Genomic DNA, 2652 nt, shown 5'->3' with positions numbered 1-2652 from the left:
AGCAAAAAGACTTAGGATTTATCTTAAGTCTTTTTTTTATATAAGAAATTATAAAGATTTAGAATCTGGATAATGGATTATATATGCTCACTTATTTATTCACAATTTTATTATAAAAATAGAAAGTTATTCACACCTTAACACTTTTTCATATGTCTATTGTTGATAATTTTACTGTAAGTAATGGGTAACTCTATATAATTAAAAGAGCACACCTAAAATTGATAGGTGTACTCTTTTTGAATTATATTAAAATATCCTTTTTTATAAAATTAATATGTGCTATTGTATATGCTATTATTGCTGTTATAATCAAGCATATTATTCCATTAGTTGTTGTTAATTTAGGATTTTGATACATTAATGCTAATTTAGAAGTTACTAGACTGCCTGCATCAGCATAAGTTGTAAATAAAAGATGACTAATATTTCTTATAGAGCTAATTGCTTGGGTTCCTATTGATAGGAAAATAGTAGATATTACTGAAACTGCCATGGAAGTCATACTACTTTTAAATAGAGTTGATATCATGAATACAATAGAACAAGCAGATAAAATAAATAATGATTGATATCCTATTGTTCTAAATGCATTTTCAGTGTTAGTAATCATTTTTGATGTATCTGGAATTTGATTCATTATCATCTCACCTGATGATTGATCAAATGCTTTTTCATATTTTTGTTCAACTCTAACAGGATATTTTGAAGCATCAACATCACTTGTCATATTAACAACTGTCATTCCAACCAGTTGAGGTATTAAGATTAGTGATAATACAGTAACAGTTGATACGATAAACTTAGAAAATAAAATTTTTCCCCTTGTAACAGGCTGAACAAGTAGGAATTTTAATGTTGCTGGTGTACATTCTCCTGAAACCATATCACTCATAAATACAGAAATTCCTGCTATTAATACTCCTAATCCAAAAAAGCTGTTAAGCATTTGTAAGAAATTAAAGGCTTGATACTCCCATCCTTGTAAGGGTTTTATATTATTATTTTTTAGATATTTTAAATCATCTAATTGTTGTTTTGACTCGGCGTACCATCTTTTATTCCATTCCCTTATACCATCTTCTTCATATTGCTTAATTGTATTTTCGGTAGACTTAATTGATTCATCCAGCTGCTTTTTCCATGCATCTTCAGAAATACCATTTTTGATTATTTCTTTGTTAATATCTATTTGTTTTAAAAGACTAGTTTCTATTTCTTTAGAATTTTGAATCCATTTTTGATCACCATCTTCTTCTGCTCTCTTTATATCATTTCTTATATGAACTAACTGTTCTTCAGCTTGCTGTATTTGATATTCAGGTGAGGTCCATTCTTTCATATTTTTGTCATTCATCCATGTACCAAAAGCGGTTATTCCAATAAATACTATAAATAATCCAAAGACAATCCAAGTCTTAGATCTTTTAAAAATTTTAATAAATTCATTTTTTATAAGCGTTAATAACATTATCTGATTCCTCCTTCAACTAATTCCATATATCTTTGCTCTAAGCCTTTTCTTATCTTAAATACTTCTTGTATAGCATAATTGTTATTAACAAGATACTTAATTAATTCAGGAGTTTTATTAGATAATAAGATTATTTCTATTCCATCATCAGTTTTTCTAGCAGAGTTAATATATTCAATAGATAATAATTTATTAATATCTATTTCTTGTAGTAGTTTTAAACAAATTATATCAGTATTAGTATCCATAGATTCATCTAATACATTCTCTACTGATTCTATAATCCCATGATTTATGAATGCAACTCTATTACAAAGATGTTGCACCTCAGAAAGTATATGTGATGATATAAATACAGCCATTCCTCTTTCATTGGCAGCTTTTTTTACTACTTCTCTAAAATCCAATATTCCTGAAGGATCTAATCCATTAGTAGGCTCATCTAAAATTAGAAGCTTTGGATTAGAAAGAAGAGATGCAGCTAGCCCTAAACGTTGTTTCATACCTAGTGAATATTTCCTGACCTTATCATCTATTCTATGTTCAAGACCTACTAATTTTATGGTTTCATTTACTTGGTCTTTAGAAATATTTCTAATTCTAGCAATTTGCATTAAGTTTTCTCTTCCAGATAAATATTTATATAACTCAGGATTTTCTACTACTGCACCTACTTCTTTTAGTGCTTTTTCTGTGTCAGTCTTTAAATCATGACCACAAATACTAATACTACCTTCGTTTGCATTGATAAGACCTACGAGCATTCTTATAGTTGTTGTTTTTCCAGCCCCATTAGGGCCTAAAAATCCAAATATTTCACCTTCTTCTATTGAGAATGATATATCTTTTATTATTTCTCTTTTTCCTAGCTTTTTCTTAAGTCCTTTTACCTCTAAAACCTTCAAATCATTACCTCCCTTAATCTAACTATTAATAATTTTAGATAGAAAAACTTAATAAAAAGGTAGGAAAAGTCTTAATATAATCTTAATATAACCTTAAGTATTTAAGATTTAATAGTAATTTAGAAGTAATTTTACTTAAAATATTATTTTTAAATTTATTTGTTGATTATTGTAATTATTAATTAAATTAACATACTAAATAATTTTATTAACATAAGTTAGTAAGAGTTTTACTAAACAATCTAATTATCAAAACTAATAGTAATATAATAT

Annotated in this window: 2 protein-coding genes; both read right to left on the bottom strand. The window is 26.8% G+C overall.

From position 1 onward, the window contains the following. Positions 1-244: 244 nt before the first annotated feature. Positions 245-1471, bottom strand: a complete 1227-nt coding sequence (locus tag A500_RS18865) for an ABC transporter permease subunit (protein WP_016209172.1) — start codon at positions 1469-1471, stop codon at positions 245-247. Continuing rightward, on the bottom strand, positions 1471-2379 hold the full coding sequence (locus A500_RS18860; protein WP_016209171.1) for an ABC transporter ATP-binding protein: 909 nt from the start codon (positions 2377-2379) through the stop codon (positions 1471-1473). The genes A500_RS18865 and A500_RS18860 overlap by 1 nt, the downstream gene beginning before the upstream one ends. Positions 2380-2652 lie beyond the last annotated feature (273 nt).

Origin of the sequence: Clostridium sartagoforme AAU1 (assembly GCF_000401215.1) — a bacterium.
Taxonomy (GTDB): domain Bacteria; phylum Bacillota; class Clostridia; order Clostridiales; family Clostridiaceae; genus Clostridium; species Clostridium sartagoforme.
The sequence above is the reverse complement of the archived record's forward strand: the minus strand, read 5'-3'. Positions and strand labels throughout refer to the sequence as shown.

Bases quoted from the DNA above. Each gene is read 5' to 3' on its own strand.
- A500_RS18865 (WP_016209172.1), bottom strand. From the start codon at position 1,471: ATGTTATTAACGCTTATAAAAAATGAATTTATTAAAATTTTTAAAAGA.